Here is a 20,621-nt window from a genome sequence, read left to right as displayed (position 1 = left end):
AGGCGCTTACCAGCCCAGGGCCTCCTGCTGCTTGCGCACGATGTCCTGAATGCCCTTCTCCGCCAGGCCCAACAGGGTATCGGACTGTTCACGGGTGAACGGCACCCCCTCCGCGGTCCCCTGAATCTCCACGAAGCCCCCATGCTGGGTCATCACCACGTTCATATCGGTATCGGCGTTGGAATCCTCCGGATAGTCCAGATCCAGCACCGGCTCATTGTTGTACATGCCCACGGATACGGACGCAATCAACCCGTTCAAGGGATCTTCCTTTATGCGCTTCCTTTCCAGCAAAACCGAGAAGGCGTCCACAAGCGCGACGCAGGCCCCGGAGATGGAAGCGGTGCGGGTGCCGCCGTCAGCCTGCAGCACATCGCAGTCCAGATAGACGGTATTTTCGCCCAGCTTGCGCAGATCCACGGCGGCGCGCAGGGAGCGGCCGATCAGGCGCTGGATTTCCAGGGTACGCCCGCCCTGCTTGCCGCGGGCTGCCTCCCGGCCGGAGCGGGTGTGGGTGGCGCGGGGCAACATGCCGTACTCAGCAGTGATCCAGCCCTGGCCCTTGCCTTTGAGGAAGCGCGGGACGCCGTCTTCCACGGAGGCGGTGCAGAGCACCTGGGTATCACCGAACGCCACCAGGACGCTACCCTCGGCATGCTTGGTGTAATGGCGCGTAAAAGACACTTCACGCATTTGGTCGGGCGCGCGGCCGGAGGGACGCATGGTAGCTCCTTAGGTTCTGATAATGGTATGGGAGACCCCCATTGTAACGAACCCGCCGGACCCATTGCGAGGCGTCACGGTCGATCGGCCCGGATCGCGCTGCGAGGGAGATCGCTACAAGGCCGCTGTGGGAGCCAGCCTTGCTGGCGAATCCCTGAGGGTGCAGCCCCTTTCGCCAGCGGGGCCGGCTCCTACAGTAGCTTCGTCGCTGGCCCACAACTATCGAACAGCAATGGTACACTGACCGCACACGCAATAGCCGAGGCCCCCGTATGATCCGCAGCATGACCGCTTTCGCCCGCACTGATGGGCACCTCGACGGCGTCGATCTCGCCTGGGAAATCCGCTCGGTAAACCACCGCTACCTGGAAATCTCTCCACGCCTGCCCGAAACCCTGCGCACTCTGGAGGGCGCGGTACGTGAGCGCTGCCGTAATCGTCTGTCCCGGGGCAAACTCGACGTTACCCTGCGTTACCAGGAAGACGAAGCGGATCCCAATCTGGAGCTCAATGAAGCGCTGGTGAAACGGATCTCCGAAGCAGCCCGCCGGGTAGGCGATCTGGTCATGCACCCCGGGCAAATCGACCCCTTGGAAGTACTGCGCTTCCCCGGCGTGTTGAAAACCACCAGGGCCGACCCGGAAGCCCTGCAAAGCAAAGCCGTGGCGTTGCTCGACGAAGCCCTGGACAGCCTCCTGGCCACCCGCGAACGGGAAGGGGAACAGCTGGCCAAACTGGTGCTTGACCGTCTGACACTGATCGGCGAGCAGGTCGTCATCGTCCGCGCGGCCCTGCCCCGCATCCGCGACCACCTGCGCGAGCGGCTGCGACAACGGGTCGAGGACGTGCTGGAAACCGCTGACAACGACCGCCTGGAACAGGAAGTGGTGCTGGCCGCCCAGAAAATGGATGTGGACGAGGAACTGGACCGCCTGGAGGCCCATGTGAAGGAAGTCCGCCGGGTGGTGGAGAAGGGTGGCCAGGCGGGCCGCCGTCTGGATTTCCTGATGCAGGAACTCAACCGCGAAGCCAACACCCTGGCGTCAAAGTCCATCGACGCCGAAACCACCACCGCCGCCGTCGAGCTCAAGGTTCTGATCGAGCAGATGCGGGAGCAGATCCAGAATATTGAGTAAAGTCCGCAGGCACCTGACCGGCTAGGAACTCCTACCTAGAACGAACTGAGCATCGAGCGTATTCAAGAGTTCATAGGTAGTGATGTAGGGGACATCGAATGCGCGGCACACATTGGGAATCTTTACTTTGCTGCTGTTGTCCGGAACAGGCGCCTCGTGAGTAACCACCGTGGCGTCCCTGGCACAAGCGGTTGCCACCAACCAAGGGTCAGCATTTCCCAGAAAGTCCGCGATATGCTCCGCCTTTTTATCCTCCAGACCAGAGACGTATTCCGCAACACTCCCGAACTGATCCTGGATGTCTTCCGAAGAGACAGGCAGAAAGTGCGCCTTTCTCATCTTTACCCACTCAGTTAATTCATCGTTCTGCACAGTCAACTCGTGGTAGACCGAGCTGATACTGGCTAACTGGCCGGCTTCAAATTGCTCGTCCAACCAATGCCAATACGCCGGACAGAAGCTCATTTGGTAATGCAGGTTCTTGGCCTGAATATAGGTATTCGCATCCAGCAGATACATTAAACCCCCAATTCCCTCGCATACTTCGCTAATTGAGAGGGCTTCAAACCCAATAGCCGTGCGGCATCACGCAGCAGCACCCGACCGCTCAAGGCCTCGCTCAACAGAGCCTTGGAGAAAGTCTGGCTGATCTTACCCTTCCGCCCCTGGTAGTAACTTATCGGGATACTTTCTTTTTCCCTGTTTCGGTACTCCTCCTGGAGTTCTCGAACATAGCGATGATACTCATCGGCACTGATCTTGTTCAGCGTCAGGGCGCGACGTGCCAACACCCAGGTGCTGACGCGGAAGTGCGCCTCGAGGTCAGGTAGGTTTTCGCGCCAGTTATCCAGATCCCGCCATTGCCGCTCGAACTCTTCCGCCGGCACTAGAAATTCCGCCGCCACGGCGTTGCAGAATACCTCTTCGCGGCGCTCAGCAGCAGGGCTGGCGTCGGATATGCCGGTCTGGCCGATCCAGACATGGGCCAGTTCGTGGATGAGGGTAAACAGCCGGGCTTTGGGTGCGTCGGCCTGGTTGATGAAAATCACCGGGGCCAGGGGATCGGCGATCGCAAACCCCCGGAACTCTTGTACGGACAATGGTCGCGTATGATGGCCAACGAAACTTTCTCGCATAACGAGGACACCGGCCTCCTCAATCCTCTGGACCAGTAGCCTGAGATAGTCTTCCCAAGTGCCCCGAGTCTGGAGCGGCGGTACCTGCAAGGCCCCCCGCATGTCCTCAACCACAGCCCGCACCCCGGACTGGGTCGTGAAATGGCCAACCCGCTCGTTCCGCTCCGCCCCTTGATCCCGGAGGTATTCCGCGTACCACTCCTGTCGGCGCAAGACGATTCGCACCATTTCGATCAGTTCCGCGGAAGGCCTGACCGGCCTTTGACTACCAACCGTTCGAAGGTCTGGCAGCGGGAGCTCTTCAACCGGCGGACGCTTCAGGTACAAATATCCAAACGGGACGTGGGTCTTGGCCGCATACTGCTGAGCCTGACGGAAGGTGAGTCGCTTTTCCCCACTTTCCCAGGCCTCTACTTTCTTCTCGTTTACCCCGAGCTTGCCGGCCAACACGGATATGCTGAGCTGGGCCCGTTCGCGAGCCCAGCCCAGGATATCCGGATTAATTTTGGCGTAAGTGGTTGCCATAATTAGATATTTCTCAGGGCATCAAGGGGAACCAGGAACAGTCTAAACCCGGGAAGTCATAGTGCCAATATGGCCCTCGGTTACCCGCCATAACGAAGGCGTATGAGCCCCCTTGCATCGGTTGCCTGAGAACTATCGCCCCGCACATCCATAACCGGCATAGGCGGTGGCGTGCTCCTGGAATGGATGAGGGCTGAAGGTCACGTCATAGAAAGACGCCAGCGCCCACTCGCCAGCATCGTCTTGAGAAAAGCCCAGTTCTTACTGTGATCATCCTGATTGCAGGTGAACTGGTTGAATATGGCCCGCCTTTTGCGGGTGACTCACCCAGTCAAACCGTTTCATCCCAAACCAGCCGCAGGCTCCGCTCTGGTTCGGTGGATCGAACAGCCGCCACTGCGGCTGCGGCCCCAGTTTTCCGGCCAGATGCAGATAAGCGGCTTCACAAAGTCCTTCCTCATGGCCCAACGGCAGGTTGCGCGATGTAAATCTGACCAGCCAGGCCTCATCCCCGGTTTGTGCAACCGTGTAACAGCGATCAGGTGCATCGGGGGACAGGAGTTGCAACGTACGCGTTACCGTCAGCTTGCGAACTGGCTTAAAGCTCACTGTTCAATACTTCATCAATGCTGGAGGGCATCTCAGCTTCCCCAGGGGAATGACGGGTTAACGCATACAGACGGCGCAGATCATCCAGGCTCTGCCAGAGAAGCAACAGTTGCCGGAACGAGATCTGTCCGGTGAGTTCAAACTTCTTGATGGTGGATGCCGGCACCCCACTACGCTCGGCCAGGGCATCACGGGACAGCCTGGCCTGCTTGCGCAAACGCCGCAGATGAGCAGCAAACGCTCGCTGCACATCAATGTCATCAAGAAGAGAGGTCATCTCACACCAAAACAGACACCAGGATGTCTAATTATGACCAAAACAAGCATAAATAGATACCATAATAGCCAAAATAGACCTCATTGGACTGCGGGCAATACCGCTCAACCAAACCTTTCAGGCAGGAACAGAATCAGATCCGGCACGCCCATCAACAGCAACAGCACCAGGGCGTCCATCATCAGGAACCAGAACACGCCCTTGAAGATGGCGCTGGTGGATACCAGGTCACCGACCACGCTCTTTATCACGAAGATATTCATGCCCACCGGCGGTGTCACCATGCCCACTTCCAGCAGTTTGGTCAGTACCACACCGAACCAGATCAGGCTGAGGCCGGCGCTGTCGATGATCGGCAGGACGATGGGCAGGGTCAGCAGCATGGCGCCGATGGGTTCCAGAAACATGCCCAGCAACAGATAAACGCAGACGATGATCAGCAGGATCGCCACGGTATCGGCGCCGGCGTTCAGTACCAGCGAGGACAGGTAATCACCGGCGCCGGATAAGGACAAGAAGCGCGTCAGCAAACTGGCGCCCATGGCGATGATCAGCAGGGTGCCGGTGGTCAGCAGGGTTTCCTGTATCGCCGCGCGAAACCGGCTCCAGGTCAGGGTGCGTTTGCACAGCGCCACAACACAGGACAGCGCGGCGCCTACCGCACCGGCCTCCGTGGGCGTGAACAATCCGGCGAACATGCCGCCGAAGATGCCCATCATGATCAGCAGGATCGGCCAGATATCCCACAGCGCCGCCACTTTCTCTTTCAGTGACACGCGCGAATCGGTACGCGGCGCCAGCGACGGATCCAGCTTCACCCGTATCATCACCACCGCGATGTAACCCGCCACGGTAATCAGGCCGGCGGCGATCCCGCCCAGAAACAGCTTGCTGATCGATTGCTGCGCGATGATGCCGTAAAGGATCATGATGATGGACGGCGGCAGCAGGGCACCGACGGTGCCGGCGATGGAAACGGTGCTGGTCGCCAGCCCCGGATTGTATTTTTGGTCAATCATCTCCGGCACGGCAACGCGCCCCATGGCGGCGGAGCAGGCCACGGAGGAACCACACACCGCGGCGAAACCGGTGGTGCCGAAAATCGAGGCCACCGCCAGCCCGCCCGGCACCGAGGATAACCAAAGGCGCGCAGCCCTGAACAATCCCTGAGTCAGTTGGGCATGGAAGCAAACGTAGCCAAGCAATAGAAACATGGGTACCGAACTGAGCACCCAGTTGGCGGAGAATTGGTAAGGGATGAGCCCCAACGATCCCCAGGCAATTCCCCAACCCATCAAATACCACAGCCCGCCGAACGAGACTCCGATAAGCGCAATGCCCACCGGCATGCGCAAGGCAATCAGCGCGAACAGCACCACCAAACCACCGAGGCCGATCTGGACTTCGGTCATGCCGATTCTCCGGTGGCGCGGGTAGCATTCGGCCGCGGCACTTCACCAGCTCCCTGCTGTTGTCCGGACGAGACCAGCCCCGATTCGCCGCCCGTGACATAGACCACGAACTTGTAGACCAGCATCAGAACCATAAGCCCCAGCCCAATGGGCAGCACAAAGTAGCCCGGCCAGATGATGATGGAGGTGCCGCCTTCCACCAGTGCGGCCCCCATTTCATAGCGGGTCACGGCTTCCAGCCCCGTTTTCACTGCCATGAAGGCGAGGATGATCGCGGACAGCAGGATCAGCCAATGGGCCAGATGGAACTGGATCCGTTGTGGCAGACGTTCGGTAACCACCTCCACGCTGATGTGGGCGCCCAGCTTTTCCGCGTAAGCCAAAGGCAGAAAGGCAGCGATGATCATGTAGTAGTTGGACACGTAGGTGATGGTGCCAGGTATTGGTGTTGAAAACAGATAACGCAACACCACGTCCAGGCTGATGTGGATCATCATCAAGGCAATGGCAAGCCCGCCCACCAGCGTCGTTATATCCGTTACCCGGGAAAGGTAACGCCCCAACCGATACATAGTCTTTCCTCGAGAACCGGGAGTGCGAAGTGAAAATCGGCGATAACTTTTAATGGCCGGATTCGATGACCACGGTGGCATTGCCCACGGTGGTGGCTTCCCCACGCTGATTGGTGATCCTGAGATCCAGGGTAACGGTGTCTCCATCAACGGCGGTCACTTCGCCCACGGTGCTCAGCACGTCACCTACATAGGCCGCACGACGATTGCTGTAGCTGAATGCCGTCAGAGTCCCGTTTTCGCCCAACCATTCGTAGACCATCTGCGTCAACCAGTCACCTTGAAGTGGGCCATCGATCAACAATTGCGGATGCCCTTCGGCTTCCTGGGTGTAGGGCAGATCATAGTGGATGCGGTGAGGATTCCAGATGGCGGCGTTGTACAAGAACAGCTGAACGGTATCCGCACGCCAGGTCCGTCCCGTAAGTTTCTCGCCAGCTTCAATACGCTTTTTCATCATCACTGCTACCTCGCGATCCGGGTCAGACGTTCCGTGACCACTGGTTCGCCATCACGAGTTTCAAATCGGTTTTCGAATACCAGAAACAGCAATGGCCCCTCGGCTCCGGTTTTCTCAAATACCTCGACGAATTTCTGCCGACAAACCAGCACATCCCCGACATTCACCTTGCGGTGGAGTTGATATTCACTGCCACCGGCCATTACGCGGTTCAACGGCAGCGGCGGCATCAGACCGCTGTCCGGTTGTCGGCCGTCCGGCAACAGGCGGTCCAGCGGCACCACCGGCATCATCGCCGCGAACAAGTAAAGCAGCGGCGCCTCGTCACCATTGAGGTAGCGCTCGAGTCGCTGGCCGGTAGCCACGGCGTATTTCTTCAGGTCACCGCGGGAAATTTCAAATTCGAAAGGCGGAAGCTCAGCACCGACATGGTTTTTGAGCTCTTCGGTAATCACAGTCATGACGTACCCCGGTCAGGTTGGCGGAGACCGGGCGGCCAGGCCGCCCGCATCGGATCAGAGGCCGTGCTTGGAGACGTCCACTTTGGAGAAGATCTCATTCCAGTACAGGTCGACGAGCTGTTGCTCACTGTCCACGTCCTGGACCAGACCGGCCCACTTCTCCAATAGTTCGCGGAAATCCGCGATCATCTCCTGACCTCGACTGACGTTGTAACGTTTTTGATAGTCCGTGGCGATGAAATCCATGTCCTTCTCGATAAAGGCGTTGGTTTTTGCCACCAGATCCTCGTCGGCATGATGAATCGTGACACCGCGCTGCTCCGCCTCCGCCAGGATACGATCTTCGTGCTGGTGGTAGATCCAGGGAATGCCAGCGGTGAAAGCACTGGCGGCACGCAGCATCAGCGTTCTCTGTTGCGGAGACAGCGACTTCCAGGTGTTGGCATTGATATTGGTCCCCGCCACCGGCATGGGACCGCCCGGCACATCCATATTGATGTCGGTCACCACATCCGCGAGCCCGAAATTGTGGATCTCCGGAGAAGCCAGAACGATGCAGCCCACGACACCCTGACTCAATGCTTCGTACATTTCGTTGGCGGACATGGTCACCGGTGAGGCACCCACCGCCTCGGTCCAGCGGGACCAGTTGGCGGCACCGACCCTAAGACGCATGCCACTGAGATCCGCGGCAGTTTCCACTGGCCGGTTGCATACCAACCCATAGGAGGAACCACCGGTGCTGCCGGTATACACCTGATTTTGTTTGGCGAATTCCTGATTGCATTCCGGGCAGTGAAAGAACGTGAACTCGGAGAGTGCGCCCATGAAGACCATGCCTTCCTTGCCGCGCACCTTGTCACCCAGCAAGCTCAGCAACATCGATGATTCCACCGCCACATTGCTGTGCGGAAACTCGGCGGGGAAATAAGACGTCAGGACAAAACCGATATCCGCCATACCGTCCCGCAGACCACCGGAGGTCTCGGCAAAGTTCAGAAGCGACATGGGAAAGACCCGGACTTTCAAATCACCGTCGGACAGTTCACTGACGGATTCCGCATATTGTTTGGCCACATCCACGACGAAAGAACTGGGGGGATGGCCAATGGCATAACGCAACGTTCTCGCCTCGGCGGAGAGCACAGTCACCCCACTGAGTATGGCCAGAGCCATAATCATCAAGCGTTTCATAGTGTGTTCACCTTTGTTATTTAATAGTTCATGGTAACGGCGTCAGATGACGCCGCTGTTTTTCAGGAACTCGAATTCTTCATCATCCTTGCCAAGCCATTCCCGATAAATCCGTTCGTTGTGTTCGCCCACTTCCGGAGCCGCCGCGTTCATCTCGCGGGTACCGCCGGACAGCTTCACCGGATTGCCGAACACTTGAAAATCCACGCCCCGGTATTGCACCGGAATCACCATGTCGCGTAACCGCACATGGGGATCCGCCACCACCTCGTCGATGCTCTTGATGGGTGACAATGGGAAGCGCGCACCGGTCATCTCTTCCAGTTCCGCTTTGGTATGACGCCCGCACCACTGTTCCACCAGCGGTTTCACCCGGCGTTCATAAACTTCCGGATCAAAACGCCTGGCCATGGTGTTGATCTCAGGGTCATCGAGGAGGTGTTCATCACCGAAAACAATGCAGGCTTCACGCCAGAATTTATCGGTATAGGCACCGAAGAACACATAGCCGTCCTTGCAGGCGTAGCGGCCATAGGGTTTGACGAAAGGATGGCCGTTGCCTTCGGGAACCGTGACCTTGCCGGAGGCGGTGTAAGTCACCAGCGCGTTCTCGGTGAGCGAAATAATGGAGTCCTGTTGGGAAATATCCACGCATTGGCCTATGCCGGTTTGTTCCGCCTGGCGTAATGCCCCCAGGGTGCCAATGGCGCCGTACAGGGCCGCACTCAGATCGCCGAGCACGGTGCCCACCCGCATGGGTTCTTCCACCGTACCGTTCATGGACCACAGTCCGCCGGTGGCCTGGGCGCTGCTGTCGAACGCCGGCCGTGGCGAGTTTGGTCCGGTCTGTCCGAAGCCACTGATACAGGTGAGAATAATGGCGGGATTGGTCTCCGCCAGAACGTCGTAGCCCAATCCCAGCTTATCCAGCGTGCCGGGGCGGAAGTTCTCGATGACAATGTGGGCTCTGGCCACCATTTGCAGAAAGGTCTCACGACCTTCCGCTTTCTTCAGATCCAGACTCACCGCCATTTTGTTGCGGTTGTACTGAGCGAAGAAACCGCTGATCGCCGCGCCATCCTGATCGTGCAAGGGCGGGAATTCCCTCGTCAGGTCCGGGTCCTGGGGGTGCTCGATCTTGATCACCGTCGCCCCCATGTCAGCCAGTAACATGGCGCAATAGGGGCCGGCCACGACCCGGGTCAGATCGAGGATGACAATGCCCTTGAGCGGACCTTCTGATGCAACGGGAATATCGGTTTGATGGGTCATGGGACCTCCTCGTCTTGTTGTCATTCTGATGCTCGCTGGCGGCGCCTCTCATCGGCGCCACCAGCGAGCTGATCATAGACGCTGTCTCACTCGCTTTGTCGTTTCTCTCTCAACCGTATTTCTCTCAACTTTTTTTCTCTCAACAAGGCTTCCGCGTGATCGGCGCGCACGTCCCGGGCGCTGACCATGCGCTCCACCACATAAGCAACTTCCTCGCCACGAGCGCCGGCCGACAGTGCTATATTGCGAGCGTGCAGAGCCATATGGCCGCGCTGAATGCCTTCCGTCGCCAGCGCGCGCAGCGCTCCCAGGTTCTGTGCCAGCCCCACCGCCACCGCCACTTCCGCCAACTCCTGGGCACTGGATACGCCCAGAATCTTCAACGCCAGCCGCGCCAGCGGATGCGTTTTGGTGGCGCCGCCCACCAACCCCACCGGCATTGGCATTTCAATGGTGCCCACCAGGGCGCCCTCGCGGTCTTTTTCCCAGGTGGTGAGGGAGCCGTAATGGCCATCGCGACAGGCATAGGCATGGGCGCCCGCTTCCACCGCGCGCCAATCATTACCGGTAGCGACGATCAAAGGGTCGATGCCATTCATGATGCCTTTGTTGTGGGTGGCCGCCCGGTACGGATCCACGGCGGCGAACGCGTAGGCGTCGATGATACGCTCGATCACGTCCTCACCTTTGTAGTCCGCGGTATCCAGATGCTCCGGTGCAATGCGTACCTGGGCACGGGAGAGCCGCAGATCGGCGAGGTTGGAGAGAATCCGCAGCCGCACCGTGCCACCGGTGATCTCTTCCATCAGCGGCGCCACGGCCTCGGCCATGGTGTTCACGGTATTGGCCCCCATGGCGTCCCGCACGTCGACCAACAGATGGGCCACCACCATCGGTCCGCGCGGACTGTCGGCGAAGGTATGGATGTCCAGATCGCGGCAGCCACCACCGAGTTGGTTGAGGAGCTGATCCTTGCTGTTGGCCAGATCGAGGATGCGCTGCTTGTGACGCAGCAGGCTGAGACGGGCGTTGACCGGATCGGTAACACCGATGATCTGGATCTGCGCGCGCATCAGCGGCGTACTGGAGGACGTCAAAAACCCTCCCGCCGGGCGCGCCAGCTTTGCCATGAAGGACGCCGCCGCCACCACCGAAGGCTCTTCCACCGCCAGAGGCACCAGCACCTCCTTGCCATTAACCAGGAAATTCCCGGCAACCGCCAAAGGCAGCTCGAACTTGGCGATGACGTTCTCGATCATGCCGTCGGCGATTTCCAACGGCAGAGCTCCGGCGTTGCGCAGCAGATCCAGCTCATCATCGGATAGGGCCAACTGGGATTGCAGATGATCCAATCGCTCGGCGGGGGAGAGATTACGAAAACCGGGAAGCAGGGAACTGTAGCTCACTGGTCACCTCTGTGACGTCGTTGTTGTTAGGTGGGCGGCGTTTGGTTGGCGAAGCCGGATACGCCGGATTGACCGTTACGATAGCTTCACCTGTACCCATCAAAAAGGTACAGTTACGGCAAACAGTCTCCCCATCCCGGTACAACAACAACGGAACCTCCCGTGGCCCTTCCTCTGCATCGCCAAACGCTGGCCCAGCGGGTCGCCGCCAGCATCGCCGAGCAGATCGCCGAGGGCGCGCTGCGCCAGGGCGACAAGCTCCCCTCCCTGCGCGAGTACACTCGCCTGCATGGCCATTCCAAGAACACCGTGATCACCGCCTACGAGTACCTCGCCGCGGAAGGGCTTATCGAGGCCAGACACGGCAAGGGCTTTTTTGTCTGCGCGCCGCCGGAGAACAACGACGACACCGGCCCCGAACCACCGCCTTATGCACGCGCTCTGGACACTATCTGGATGATGCGTCAGCAGTTCGTGCGCGAGCCTGGACATTCCCATTTGGGCGAAGGGTTTCCGCCGGTGGAATGGCTGATGGATATGCGTCTGGACAAGTTCAGCCGCCAGGTGGTGCGCAGTGGCGTGGCCACGCTGTTCCGTTACGGCGATCGACTGGGCAATGTCAATTTGCGACAGCAACTGGTCAGAAAGCTGGCCGGCTACGGCATCAGCACCACCACGGCGCAGATCGCCACGACCTTCGGCGCCAACCACGGCATGGACCTGGTGATCCGGCGGTTCGTCAAACCCGGAGATGCGGTACTGGTGGAAAGTCCGGGTTATTACCCGCTGTTCGGCAAGTTGCAGCTTCAGGGCGCGCGCATGCTGCCGGTAACCCGCCAGGTGGACGGGCCCGACACCGAACAACTGGCCCGGCTGCTGGTCCGAGAGAAGCCGCGCCTGTTCTTCATGCAGTCCGCCGGCCATAACCCCACCGGCACCGATCTTTCCACCGCCAAGGCGGAACGGATTCTGGCGTTGGCCAGACGCCATAATCTGATCGTGGTGGAAAACGATGCCATGGCGGACTTCAAGCTCAGTTCATGCTGCAAGCTTTCCGCTCAGGATCAACTCAAACGCACTCTTTATATCGGCAGCTTCTCCAAACCGGTTTCAGCGGCACTGCGAGTCGGTTTCGTCGCCGGCGAGGAAGGGCTGGTCAGCGAACTGGCGGACGTAAAAATGCTGTTACACACCAGCGGTGCCGAGTATTCGGAGAGACTGGTGAATATTATCTTGCGCGAAGGTCACTACCTGAGGCATCTGGCGCGTCTGCAAAAACGGCTCAGGGAAGCCACAGAACAGGGTCTGGCGGTGCTGGATGAGCTCGGCGCGGAAGTGTTTCACCGCCCGGATCAGAGCCTCTATGTCTGGGCCCGCTTCCCCGGTATCGACGACGCCAATGAACTCACCCGGCACTGTCTGGACAAAGGGGTGATGCTGGCACCGGGCTCGATCTTTTCCGTCGACAGAACAAAAATCGTGCCCTGGACCCGCCTCAACGTGGCTTACCTGGACGACCCGGCGTTCCGGGCCGCCCTGCTCGACGGCCTGTAGTCGCTAAAACCGCACGACGTTCCTTCACGCCGGTCAATCGAAGTTCTTCAGCACCACCGCCAGCACCGCGAAGGTATCCCCCATGGCAACTCTGGCGGGGTGGCGGCGGCCGATCAGAATACCGCTCACCGGCGCCCGGTATTCCACCGGCGCGGCACCGGTGCGCTCCATACCGTAGATTCTGGCGATCAGGTCACCGGCGCGGATTTCGTCTCCGAGGCCGACGCCAAACTCCAGCAATCCGGCGTGTTCGCTTTGCAGATAGTGGTCGTTATCGGGGATCTCCAGCATTCTGCTGGCGGGCACCGGCGGATGCGGTTCTCCAGCCAGGACACCCGCGTAGCGAAGGACGTTCTCGACACCCCGCTCCGCCAGCGCCACGCTCTCCGGCGTGGACGTGCCGCCACCGCGCAGTTCGGTGCTGATAAAGACCTTGCCCTGATTCTCGACCACGGTGTCGAACAGCGCCCCGCCCTCCAGCTCCGACATCAACAGCGTATTGGGTGCGCCAAAGGCCAGGGCGCCTTCCAGACAACGGCGGGCCAGGTCCTGGTCCGGCAGCCGGTGGGTGGCGGCGAACGGCAGCAGATCCAGGGTGCGGCCGCCGGAATGGATATCCAGAACCACGTCGCTCAACGGCACCAGATAACGGGTGAAGTAATCGGCGATGCGCTCGGTCAGCGTGCCGCACGGGTCACCGGGGAAGGCGCGATTGAGATTGCCCTTGTCGATGGGCGAGGTACGGGTGCCATTCAGCGCCGCCGGATGGTTCATCATCGGCACGATGATGACGCGGCCGGTGATGTCCTCGGCCCGCAGCCGGTTGGCCAGCTTGAGCAGGGAGGTGATCCCCTCGTACTCGTCGCCGTGATTGCCTCCGGTGAGCAGCACCGTTGGTCCCGCGCCATTGCGCACCACGGCGATGGGGATCATCAGACTGCCCCAGGCGGAGTCATCATGGGAGTGCGGCAGCTTGAGAAATCCATGCTGCACACCGTCGCGGTGGTAATCCACGGTAGCGCTGATAGGGCTGTCTGGCAGATACGACATAGGCTCTCCTCGTCCCGGACGCCCATGACGGACCACCGGCTTTGCTCCTATAATGCCCGTTTTCGCGGCAAGTCCGGCAGGGGTACCCGTTGCCTCCGACCCTACCCGCATCCCGAGAAACAGGAATATACGTTATGGCCGACATTGGCACCCTGTACATCGTTTCCGCACCCTCCGGCGCCGGCAAGACTTCTCTGGTGGCGGCACTGGTGGAAAAGCTGCCGCGTCTGAGGATTTCCATTTCCCACACCACCCGCGACCGCCGTGACGGCGAAACCGATGGTGTGAATTACCACTTCATCAAACGCGAATCGTTCGTAAGGCTGGTGGAGCAGGGCCGGCTCCTGGAACACGCCGAGGTGTTCGGCAACCTCTACGGCACCAGCGCCGACTGGGTTTCCGACACCCTGCGTGACGGCGAAGACGTGATTCTGGAGATCGACTGGCAGGGCGCCGCCCAGGTCCGCCGGCAGATGCCCGAGGCGGTCAGCATCTTCATCCTGCCGCCGTGCCTGAAGACTCTGGAGCAGCGCCTGCGCAGCCGCGCCTCCGATGACGACGAGGTGATCCGCAAGCGTCTGGCCGGGGCCCGGGAGGAGATGAGCCACTACGGCGAATTCGATTATCTGGTGGTCAACGATAACTTCGAACGCGCCCTGCATGAGCTGGCCGCCATCGTCGAAGCCCGCCGGCTGACCACCCATCGCCAGGCGGTGCGTCAGGCGGCGGTACTGGCGGACTTGTTGTCCGGTAGCGAAACCCGGTAAAATCCCCGCCCTTATGTCTGGTCGATTGAGACCAACCGGAGGAGAACACCGTGGCCCGTGTAACTGTAGAAGATTGCCTGGAAAAGCTGGACAACCGCTTTGAGCTGGTACTGGTATCCAGCCGGCGCGCCCGTCAGCTGCAGACCGGCGGCAAAGAGCCGCGGGTGGCCTGGGAGAACGACAAGCCCACCGTGGTGGCCCTGCGCGAAATCGCCGATGGTCACGTGACCGGCGAAAGCCTGGACGCCGCCGCCCTGGAACACGACAGCGAGGTCGATGACCTGGCGCTGCTGACCCGTTCCTTCGGCGAATAACGCCGCCGCTCCGGCCGGGCACGGACCCGGCCGCGCCCTTCTCTTTGCCCCTGTCTTTGCCCGCTTTTTCATAGTCTCAGCCTATCAAGGCAAAAAACTTTGCCTTTTCAATGACTCACGGCAATAACGTAGACAAATTGTCGCGGCAAACCTTAAGCTAGGACTGTATACCGCATACCGCGAGATCAGCGCGGATGCATGAAGCGTCCTTTGCATACATGGATTCGCCCTGGCGGCGTGATGAGAGCCCTTGTCCACCATCCATAACCTGGAAAAACGTTTGCGCAGCTACCTGACGGACGAGCAAATCGCCCCGGTGGTGCGCGCCTACTATTTCGCCGAGACCGCCCACGAGGGCCAGTATCGACGGACCGGGGACCCGTACATCACGCATCCGCTGGCGGTGGCCAACATTCTCACCGATATGCACATGGACCACGCCTCTCTGATGGCGGCCATGCTGCACGATGTGATCGAGGATACCGGCGTCTCCAAGGAACAGCTGGCGACGGAGTTCAGCGAGGAGGTGGCGGAACTGGTCGACGGCGTCTCCAAAATCGCCCAGATCAAGTTCGAGTCCAAAGCGGAACAGCAGGCGGAGAATCTGCGCAAGATGATCCTGGCGATGACGCGGGACATCCGCGTGATCCTGGTGAAACTCGCCGACCGTCTGCACAACATGCGCACGCTGCATGTGATGAACCCCGACAAACGACGCCGTATCGCCACCGAAACCCTGGAGATCTACGCGCCAATCGCCTTCCGCCTGGGCATGTACAACATGCGCGTGGAGTACGAGGACCTGGCCTTCCACGCCATCCATCCGATGCGGGCCCGGCTGATCGGCCAGGCGGTGCGCTCCGCCCGGGGCAACCGCAAGGAAATCCTCTCGTCGATCAAGACCAGCATCGAACACTGCCTGCAGCAGGAAGGCATCGAGGCCCGGGTGCTGGGGCGCGAGAAGCACCTTTACAGCATCTACAACAAGATGAAAGAGCAGCACAAACCGTTCTCGGAAATCATGGACGTGTTTGGCTTCCGCATCATCGTCGACCGCGTGGACACCTGCTACCGGGTGCTCGGCGCGGTGCACAACTATTTCATTCCCATCCCGGGCCGGTTCAAGGACTACGTGGCCATTCCCAAGGCCAACGGCTACCAGTCCCTGCATACCACTCTGAAGGCCCACTCCGGGATTCCGCTGGAAATCCAGATCCGCACCGAGGAAATGGAAGCGATGGCCAACAACGGCATCGCCGCCCACTGGCTGTACAAGACCGAGGAGAAACCCGGCTCGCCGACCCACACCCGGGCACAGTCCTGGATGCAGCGGCTGCTGGAGATGCAGCAAAAGGCCGGTAACTCGATGGAGTTCATCGAGAACGTCAAAGTGGACCTGTTCCCCGACGAAGCCTACGTGTTCACGCCCAAAGGCGACATCAAGGAACTCCCCGCCGGCGCCACTCCGGTGGACTTCGCCTACGCCGTGCACACCAAGGTGGGCAACCGTTGCGTGGCGGCCCGGGTGGACGGCAAGCTGGCGGCGCTGTCCACGCCGCTGGAGTCCGGGCAAACGGTGAAGATCATCACCGCCCCCAACGCCACCCCCAATCCGGCCTGGCTCAACTTCGTCGTCACCGGCAAGGCCCGCTCCAACATTCGCCACTTCCTCAAGCAGCAGCGGCGGGAAGACGCCCGGGAACTGGGACAACGCCTGTTGGACAAGGCCCTGGCGGGCTACGAGAGCAGCCTTGAGCATCTGCCGGAAACGGTGATCCGCGCCGAGCTGGACAGCAACGATCAGCACAGCCTGGACGAGCTGCTGGAAGACATCGGCATGGGCAACCGGCTGGCGCCGCTGGTGGCCCGCAAGATGATGGGCAACCATGGTGAGGCCCGGCAGGAAGAGGACGACCGGCGGCCGCTGGCGATCCGTGGCAGCGAAGGCCTGATGGTGACCTACGCCAAGTGCTGCTACCCGCTACCCGGCGATACCATCCTCGGGCATCTCAGTGCCGGACGGGGCATCGTGGTGCATCGCGATACCTGCAAGAATCTGCTGGCGGAGATGCGCAACGCGCCGGAGAAATGCATCGCTCTGAGCTGGGAGCGGGAGGCAGAGCAGGAATTCACCGCTGGCCTGCGCATTGAACTGGTCAACAAGCGCGGCGTCCTCGCCACTCTGGCCAACAGCGTCACCGAACTGGGCTCCAACATCGATACCATCGACATGTCCGACAAGGACCCCACGCTTTCCCTTCTCAATGTCACTCTCACGGTGAAGGACCGCATCCATCTGGCGCGCATTATTAAACGCCTGCGTGTGCTGGATAACATCGTTCGCATTCACCGTCTGTGAGGCTCTTCCCGCAGGCCTGACCACGAAGCCTCTGTAGGAGCTTGCCTGCAAGCGAATATTATAAACCGCCTGAGTGAGCCCCATTCGCTTGCAGGCAAGCTCCCACAGCGGCTTCGCGGCAGACCTTTCACCCGCAGCACTTCTTATGCTTTTTGCCGCTGCCGCAGGGGCACGGGTCGTTCCTGCCGGGTTTAAGCGGCCGCACGTCGTGTTCTCCATCGAGATAGAACCAGCGGCCGTCTTCGCGCAGAAAACGTGACCGCTCTTCCAACACGGCGAAGCCGTCGCCTTCACGGCAGGTAGCGCGGAAATGCACCGATCCATCCTCCCCCTCCTGTTGGCTGTCCAGCACGATCAGGCCGAGCCATTGATCACCGTCTTCCAGTGTCAGCGGCGCGGGCCGGGTAGCCGGGTGCCAGGAGGCCTTTAGGTAGGCCGCATCGTTGAGGACAAACGCGCTGTAGCGGGAGCGCATCAGCGCTTCGGGCGAGGGCGCCGGAGCACCCCGGTGCAGGGGCTGGCAGCATTGCTCGTAATCGAGGCCGGATTGGCAGGGACACACAGGCATGGCGGGACGGTCAAACAGCGGCTTCAGTGACGCCATTATAAGGGGTACGCCTCATCAAGGGGCCCCGTTGTCCCGCAATTCGCTGTGAAACGGACTACCCAGCCGCCGTAGGCGCGTGGTCCGGGCGGCGGCTATGTAGTTACCCCTGAATACATAGTTGCCGGCCAGGCCGCAGGTCTATTGCGCCTCCTGGCCCCCCGTGCCAGCATAGCTTCTTTCTGAGCGTCACCGGGCAGTCGGGGCGCCGTCATTCACACTCAAGTACTGAACTACCATGTCCAATCGTTCCGTAATCAATACCGACCGGGCGCCGGCGGCCATCGGCACCTATTCCCAGGCCATCAAGGCCGGTTCCACGGTGTACCTGTCCGGCCAGATTCCGCTGGACCCCACCACCATGACGTTGGTGGAAGGCGACATGGAAGCCCAGATCCGCCGCGTCTTCGACAATCTGGCGGCGGTCTGCGAAGCCGCTGGTGGCGGCCTGCAGGACATCGTCAAACTCAATATCTTCCTTACCGACCTCAGCCATTTCGCTTTGGTCAATGAGGTCATGGCCAGCTACTTCCAGCAGCCCTACCCCGCCCGCGCCGCCATCGGCGTGGCCGCCTTGCCGAAAGGCGCCGGGGTGGAAATGGACGGCATCATGGATATCGCCTGATCGATTCAGAGGCACTATTCCCGCACCGCTTTTAATCAGGGGCATCCTAGCGGATGCCCCTTTCCAGTTCCGCTGCACCGGCTTGCACCGCGATTACTTTTCCCCCGCCCTCTCCCATCTCGTTGATAAACGGCACCCGCGGTTTTCTCGAAAACGGAATCCACTTTTAAAACAAAACCTTACCTACTCCTAAGTTTGTTTTCCCCTGACACCGGTCAGGAAATGGCATCTCTATTGCCTTAGCGCTCTGGTCCTCCTGGGACGCTTGCCGTTATCAACAGAAGGGGAAAAACAGCATGAGCATCAGCATGTCGCCCTTGTCACTCAAGGGTGCGGGAGCACTTTATCTTTCCATCTCTTTGATTCTTAGTGGTTGTGGCGGCGACAGTTCCTCCGACAACCCTCCACCGGCGGCCAAGACTGAACCGGACCCGATCACCAATACGGTGGCCGCCGATGCCGCCACCACCGGCGCCTATGGCGTATCGGAGAATGAATACCAGTTCGGCCGCATGACCGTCGTGGACAACAAGAATAGCGATAGCTACGAAACCGATATTCACGGTTATATTCAGTACCCGGAGGGAGAAGCCGGCCCGTTCCCGCTGGTGCTGTTCCTGCATGGCCGCCATGGCACTTGTTATGACGGCCGCGGCATCGACGATGACGACTGCGACAACCCGATCCCCAGCTATCGTGGTTACCAGTACATCTCCGAAAATCTGGCCAGCCACGGCTACGCCGTCATTTCCGTGGACGCCAACGATATCAACGACCATGACAGCAGCCCGGGCAACGGCGATACCGGCGCCCTGGCCCGAGCCATGCTGGTGGTCCGCCATCTGGATGAGTTCCGCACCATCAATCAGGCCGGCGGCAACGGTCTGGACAACCTGATGGGCAAGCTCGACATGAGCCGGATCGGCATCATGGGGCATTCCCGTGGCGGCGAGGGGGTCAACCAGACCGTGCTGTATAACCGCGCCCAGCCCGAGCCTCACAACATCACCGCGGTGTTCGCCCTGGCCCCCACCGATTACAACACTCAGACCGTCAGCAACGTGAACTTCCTGTCCCTGGCCGGCTATTGTGACGGCGATGTGGAAGATCTGATGGGAAACTTTGCCTACGACACCAGCCGCTACGCCGTGGACAACGACCCCTATGCAAAATTCCAGTTGATTCCGATGGGCGCCAACCACAACTATTACAATACCGTCTGGACCGCCGATACCCGCCCGGACGACTGGACCATCCTGGACAGCGACGGCGATGATCCCTGGTGTGGCGAGAACGCCGCCGGCAACGGCCGCGACACGCCGGAAATGCAGCAAGCCCATGGGCTGTTTTTCATCGCTTCCTTCTTTCGCTATTTCATCGGTGGCGAAGAGGAGTTCGGTGCCTATTGGAATGGCCAGACGCCAGTGCCGGAGACGCTCTGTCCAGCCGGTGAAGCACCCTGCGACGACCGCTTTCTGCTCAGCGTGCACGCACCCGCCGGGCAACGGCTGGTCATCGACGACACCCTGGATCCGGCCAGCCTGACCACCAACAATCTCGGTGGCGCGGTGCGATTCGGCGGCTTCTCCCGCTTCGGCATCTGTCAAACCAACGGCCGGCCCGGGGAAGGCTGTGACGTGGCCACGCCGACCTTCAATATCGCCGAGCAGTTGTTCATGGTCTGGGATACCGCCGCCACGTACCGCTCGGAGCTGCTGGGCACCAACGCCACGGATTATCAGGTGTTATCGGTACGCGTGGGCATTTCCCATGGCGACACTGACAATACGGACGGTCAGGACTTCCAGGTGGTGCTTGAGGACATGGACGGCAACCGCGCCGCCGTGGTCGCCAGCGATTACAGCGACGGGCTGTTCTATCCGCCGGGTCACACCTTCTATGACGATGCTAATCACGGCTCGCAAAAAACCACCCTGAACGCCGTCGATATCCCGTTGACGGCCTTCGAGGGCGTGGACTTCACCAACCTCAACGCGGTGGAGCTGGTGTTCGACCAAACCGCCGCCGGCACCGTTCAGATCACCGATCTGGCGATGCAACGCGTGGATTTCTAACTTAAAGCCGGTTCGCGGAGGGGGTGCTCAGCCGCCCCCTTCACGTCGATCCCGACCCGCCGCTTGTGATTCGGCGACGCTTTGCGATGC

General features: G+C 60.3%; 22 protein-coding genes. 7 read left to right on the top strand and 15 right to left on the bottom strand.

Features of this window, described 5'->3' with window-relative positions; translation table 11 throughout:
* Positions 1-6: 6 nt before the first annotated feature.
* On the bottom strand, positions 7-723 hold the full coding sequence (rph, locus tag MA04_RS07235) for a ribonuclease PH (protein ID WP_014992551.1): 717 nt from the start codon (positions 721-723) through the stop codon (positions 7-9).
* Positions 724-995: 272 nt separating this feature from the next.
* Between rph and MA04_RS07230 the strand changes: the two genes are divergently transcribed.
* Positions 996-1,859, top strand: coding sequence for a YicC/YloC family endoribonuclease (locus MA04_RS07230; RefSeq protein ID WP_262459943.1), 864 nt, complete (start codon positions 996-998; stop codon positions 1,857-1,859).
* A 21-nt stretch (positions 1,860-1,880) separates the two neighbouring features.
* Here MA04_RS07230 and MA04_RS07225 read toward each other — a convergent pair whose 3' ends face one another.
* From MA04_RS07225 to MA04_RS07170, 12 genes are all read right to left on the bottom strand, one after another.
* Positions 1,881-2,378, bottom strand: a complete 498-nt coding sequence (locus MA04_RS07225; protein ID WP_262459942.1) for a DUF4411 family protein — start codon at positions 2,376-2,378, stop codon at positions 1,881-1,883.
* Positions 2,378-3,520 carry an XRE family transcriptional regulator gene (locus MA04_RS07220; protein ID WP_262459941.1) on the bottom strand — a complete coding sequence of 381 codons (1,143 nt, stop codon included), beginning with the start codon at positions 3,518-3,520 and terminating at the stop codon, positions 2,378-2,380. The genes MA04_RS07225 and MA04_RS07220 overlap by 1 nt, the downstream gene beginning before the upstream one ends.
* Positions 3,521-3,720: 200 nt before the next feature.
* Positions 3,721-3,822: a HipA domain-containing protein gene (locus MA04_RS21830; protein WP_262460018.1), complete on the bottom strand. Its 102-nt coding sequence runs from the start codon at positions 3,820-3,822 to the stop codon at positions 3,721-3,723.
* The gene (locus tag MA04_RS07210) at positions 3,791-4,129 is read right to left on the bottom strand and encodes a hypothetical protein (RefSeq protein ID WP_262459940.1); all 339 of its coding nucleotides are present in this window, start codon (positions 4,127-4,129) and stop codon (positions 3,791-3,793) included. The genes MA04_RS21830 and MA04_RS07210 overlap by 32 nt, the downstream gene beginning before the upstream one ends.
* Positions 4,119-4,406: a helix-turn-helix domain-containing protein gene (locus tag MA04_RS07205; RefSeq protein ID WP_262459939.1), complete on the bottom strand. Its 288-nt coding sequence runs from the start codon at positions 4,404-4,406 to the stop codon at positions 4,119-4,121. The genes MA04_RS07210 and MA04_RS07205 overlap by 11 nt, the downstream gene beginning before the upstream one ends.
* 104 nt (positions 4,407-4,510) lie before the next feature.
* Positions 4,511-5,818, bottom strand: coding sequence for a TRAP transporter large permease (locus MA04_RS07200; protein WP_262459938.1), 1,308 nt, complete (start codon positions 5,816-5,818; stop codon positions 4,511-4,513).
* Entirely contained in the window at positions 5,815-6,390 is a 576-nt protein-coding gene (locus tag MA04_RS07195; protein WP_262459937.1) for a TRAP transporter small permease, read from the bottom strand. Before MA04_RS07195 ends, MA04_RS07200 begins: the two co-directional genes overlap by 4 nt.
* 49 nt (positions 6,391-6,439) lie before the next feature.
* A complete protein-coding gene (locus MA04_RS07190) occupies positions 6,440-6,850 on the bottom strand; it encodes a hotdog family protein (protein ID WP_063140629.1) in 411 nt (136 codons plus the stop codon).
* Between the two features lie 5 nt (positions 6,851-6,855).
* On the bottom strand, positions 6,856-7,311 hold the full coding sequence (locus MA04_RS07185; protein ID WP_063140630.1) for an FAS1-like dehydratase domain-containing protein: 456 nt from the start codon (positions 7,309-7,311) through the stop codon (positions 6,856-6,858).
* Between the two features lie 54 nt (positions 7,312-7,365).
* On the bottom strand, positions 7,366-8,505 hold the full coding sequence (locus MA04_RS07180; protein ID WP_262459936.1) for a C4-dicarboxylate TRAP transporter substrate-binding protein: 1,140 nt from the start codon (positions 8,503-8,505) through the stop codon (positions 7,366-7,368).
* A 42-nt stretch (positions 8,506-8,547) separates the two neighbouring features.
* On the bottom strand, positions 8,548-9,777 hold the full coding sequence (locus tag MA04_RS07175; protein ID WP_262459935.1) for a CaiB/BaiF CoA transferase family protein: 1,230 nt from the start codon (positions 9,775-9,777) through the stop codon (positions 8,548-8,550).
* An 86-nt stretch (positions 9,778-9,863) separates the two neighbouring features.
* Positions 9,864-11,183, bottom strand: coding sequence for a hydroxymethylglutaryl-CoA reductase, degradative (locus MA04_RS07170; RefSeq protein ID WP_262459934.1), 1,320 nt, complete (start codon positions 11,181-11,183; stop codon positions 9,864-9,866).
* 162 nt (positions 11,184-11,345) lie between these two features.
* Here MA04_RS07170 and MA04_RS07165 point away from each other — a divergent pair, with 162 nt between their 5' ends.
* Positions 11,346-12,737 (top strand): aminotransferase-like domain-containing protein, encoded by a 1,392-nt coding sequence (locus tag MA04_RS07165; protein WP_262459933.1) that lies wholly within the window; start codon positions 11,346-11,348, stop codon positions 12,735-12,737.
* 33 nt (positions 12,738-12,770) lie between these two features.
* On the opposite strand, the gene doeB is transcribed toward MA04_RS07165, so the two are convergent.
* A complete protein-coding gene (gene doeB / locus MA04_RS07160; protein ID WP_262459932.1) occupies positions 12,771-13,787 on the bottom strand; it encodes a N(2)-acetyl-L-2,4-diaminobutanoate deacetylase DoeB in 1,017 nt (338 codons plus the stop codon).
* A gap of 134 nt (positions 13,788-13,921) precedes the next feature.
* On the opposite strand from doeB, the gene gmk reads away from it, so the two are divergent.
* The 3 genes from gmk (at position 13,922) to spoT (ending at position 17,227) form a co-directional block, all read left to right on the top strand.
* Positions 13,922-14,554, top strand: a complete 633-nt coding sequence (gene gmk, locus MA04_RS07155) for a guanylate kinase (protein WP_262459931.1) — start codon at positions 13,922-13,924, stop codon at positions 14,552-14,554.
* 50 nt (positions 14,555-14,604) lie between these two features.
* On the top strand, positions 14,605-14,868 hold the full coding sequence (rpoZ, locus tag MA04_RS07150; protein ID WP_014992535.1) for a DNA-directed RNA polymerase subunit omega: 264 nt from the start codon (positions 14,605-14,607) through the stop codon (positions 14,866-14,868).
* A gap of 250 nt (positions 14,869-15,118) precedes the next feature.
* Positions 15,119-17,227 (top strand): bifunctional GTP diphosphokinase/guanosine-3',5'-bis pyrophosphate 3'-pyrophosphohydrolase, encoded by a 2,109-nt coding sequence (spoT, locus tag MA04_RS07145; RefSeq protein ID WP_262459930.1) that lies wholly within the window; start codon positions 15,119-15,121, stop codon positions 17,225-17,227.
* 127 nt (positions 17,228-17,354) lie between these two features.
* On the opposite strand, the gene MA04_RS07140 is transcribed toward spoT, so the two are convergent.
* Positions 17,355-17,831: a YchJ family protein gene (locus MA04_RS07140; protein WP_262459929.1), complete on the bottom strand. Its 477-nt coding sequence runs from the start codon at positions 17,829-17,831 to the stop codon at positions 17,355-17,357.
* A gap of 238 nt (positions 17,832-18,069) precedes the next feature.
* Between MA04_RS07140 and MA04_RS07135 the strand changes: the two genes are divergently transcribed.
* Positions 18,070-18,456: a RidA family protein gene (locus tag MA04_RS07135; protein WP_014992527.1), complete on the top strand. Its 387-nt coding sequence runs from the start codon at positions 18,070-18,072 to the stop codon at positions 18,454-18,456.
* Positions 18,457-18,752: 296 nt separating this feature from the next.
* The gene (locus MA04_RS07130) at positions 18,753-20,531 is read left to right on the top strand and encodes a poly(ethylene terephthalate) hydrolase family protein (RefSeq protein ID WP_262459928.1); all 1,779 of its coding nucleotides are present in this window, start codon (positions 18,753-18,755) and stop codon (positions 20,529-20,531) included.
* Positions 20,532-20,621: the final 90 nt, after the last annotated feature.

The organism is Alloalcanivorax balearicus MACL04 (genome assembly GCF_025532145.1).
In the GTDB taxonomy this organism is placed as follows: Bacteria; Pseudomonadota; Gammaproteobacteria; order Pseudomonadales; family Alcanivoracaceae; genus Alloalcanivorax; species Alloalcanivorax balearicus.
Note: the sequence above shows the minus strand (reverse complement) of the source record. Positions and strands in the feature narration are given on the sequence as shown.

Coding starts and splice junctions, on each gene's coding strand:
- MA04_RS07135 (WP_014992527.1), top strand. CDS start 18,070: ATGTCCAATCGTTCCGTAATCAATACCGACCGGGCGCCGGCGGCCATC.
- doeB (WP_262459932.1), bottom strand. CDS start 13,787: ATGTCGTATCTGCCAGACAGCCCTATCAGCGCTACCGTGGATTACCAC.
- MA04_RS07140 (WP_262459929.1), bottom strand. CDS start 17,831: ATGGCGTCACTGAAGCCGCTGTTTGACCGTCCCGCCATGCCTGTGTGT.
- rph (WP_014992551.1), bottom strand. CDS start 723: ATGCGTCCCTCCGGCCGCGCGCCCGACCAAATGCGTGAAGTGTCTTTT.
- MA04_RS07230 (WP_262459943.1), top strand. CDS start 996: ATGATCCGCAGCATGACCGCTTTCGCCCGCACTGATGGGCACCTCGAC.
- gmk (WP_262459931.1), top strand. CDS start 13,922: ATGGCCGACATTGGCACCCTGTACATCGTTTCCGCACCCTCCGGCGCC.
- MA04_RS07200 (WP_262459938.1), bottom strand. CDS start 5,818: ATGACCGAAGTCCAGATCGGCCTCGGTGGTTTGGTGGTGCTGTTCGCG.
- MA04_RS07190 (WP_063140629.1), bottom strand. CDS start 6,850: ATGATGAAAAAGCGTATTGAAGCTGGCGAGAAACTTACGGGACGGACC.
- MA04_RS07130 (WP_262459928.1), top strand. CDS start 18,753: ATGAGCATCAGCATGTCGCCCTTGTCACTCAAGGGTGCGGGAGCACTT.
- MA04_RS07185 (WP_063140630.1), bottom strand. CDS start 7,311: ATGACTGTGATTACCGAAGAGCTCAAAAACCATGTCGGTGCTGAGCTT.
- MA04_RS07180 (WP_262459936.1), bottom strand. CDS start 8,505: ATGAAACGCTTGATGATTATGGCTCTGGCCATACTCAGTGGGGTGACT.
- MA04_RS07225 (WP_262459942.1), bottom strand. CDS start 2,378: ATGTATCTGCTGGATGCGAATACCTATATTCAGGCCAAGAACCTGCAT.
- MA04_RS07205 (WP_262459939.1), bottom strand. CDS start 4,406: ATGACCTCTCTTCTTGATGACATTGATGTGCAGCGAGCGTTTGCTGCT.
- MA04_RS07220 (WP_262459941.1), bottom strand. CDS start 3,520: ATGGCAACCACTTACGCCAAAATTAATCCGGATATCCTGGGCTGGGCT.
- MA04_RS07175 (WP_262459935.1), bottom strand. CDS start 9,777: ATGACCCATCAAACCGATATTCCCGTTGCATCAGAAGGTCCGCTCAAG.
- MA04_RS07195 (WP_262459937.1), bottom strand. CDS start 6,390: ATGTATCGGTTGGGGCGTTACCTTTCCCGGGTAACGGATATAACGACG.